This window comes from Dietzia sp. DQ11-38-2 (genome assembly GCF_014145055.1).
In the GTDB taxonomy this organism is placed as follows: Bacteria; Actinomycetota; Actinomycetes; order Mycobacteriales; family Mycobacteriaceae; genus Dietzia.
In genome coordinates this window covers 1-1,158 of the sequence record NZ_JAALDW010000020.1, presented here as the reverse complement: position 1 = coordinate 1,158, position 1,158 = coordinate 1, and the positions used below count along the sequence as shown (strand labels likewise).

General features: G+C 71.1%; 1 protein-coding gene. It reads right to left on the bottom strand.

Going from position 1 to position 1,158, the window contains the following annotated elements:
* Positions 1–1,085, bottom strand: a 1,085-nt coding sequence (locus G6026_RS00855; RefSeq protein ID WP_182611962.1) for an isopenicillin N synthase family oxygenase, incomplete at its 3' end; no start/stop codon positions are given.
* Between the last annotated feature and the right edge of the window lie 73 nt (positions 1,086–1,158).

Here is a 1,158-nt window from a genome sequence, read left to right as displayed (position 1 = left end):
GCTGCCGCCAGGACTCGCGCGGCCTCGCGGACGGCGCCCGTGTTGGCCCTGCCCTGGCGCGAACCGGCGAGTTTGGCGGCGATGTGGTCGCGCACGGTGATCGGTTCGTACGCGGACTGGTCCGCGCCGGCGAGGCCGGGCAGGGTGCCCACGACCGCGTCGACGTCGCCGTCGTGGAAGAACGCCGCCGAGCGTCGTCGCACGATCCCCCCGTCGACGACCGGGGGCTTGACCCGGTGCAGCGTGGACATCCAACGGTCCCCGGTCAGCCGCGCGGTGAGATCGCCCAGGTTCACCAGCAGTCCGCCCTCGACGGGCTGGACGTCGTGCCACACGCCGTCGGAGGACAGGACCTGCAGACCCGCCACGCGGTCGGCCCACAGGACGGTCACCAGGCCGAAGTCGGTGTGCTCGCCCATCCCGGTGAGTTCGCCGTCGAGGGTGATCGGGCCCGGGGGCAGGGCGTAGTTGTTCAGCCGCAGCACGTCGATCGAGTGTCCGGTGATGTCGGTGAACACCTCGGGTGGGACACCGAGCGCGTCGGCGAACGCCCGGGTGAGGGTCCGCGCGACCCTCGAGGCCTCGCCGAAGTAGGCGTCGATCCGGGCCCGGAAGTCGCCGCACTCCGGCCACACGTTGATCCCGTAGTCGGCCTCGTCCAGTGCCAGGTCGGGGAAGGAGCGCGCCTCGACGCCGACGTTGAACGCCTCGAAGAAGTCGTTCATCCGGCTGGCTGACTCGACTCCCAGGCTCAGGCTGAGTGTCTCGCTCTTCGGCGGGCTGTACCCGCGATTGGCGCCGGCCACGCGATAGCCGTTCTTGGTCTCGGGGGGCAGTGCGAAGAACTCGTCGATCGCCCCCGCCAGTCCGTCGATCACCGCGTCGTCGATGCCGTGCCCGACGATCTGCATGAAGCCCACCTGCGAGCACGCGGCGTCGATCTCGCGGGCGACGCGTTCGCGGACGGCAGGGCCGTTGTCGAGACCGCCGGCGCTCGAGGTGTAGGGGCTCAGGTCGATCACCGGGACACTGAAACCGACGTCCGTCGTGGTGTCTGGTGGGGTAGTCGCTGGTGGTGTGGTCATGTCCGCTCCCGGAGCTGGGGTGCCGGCCGAGGTGACGGGGGCCGGGGTACCGGGGCGCGGCCTGCCGGTGAGG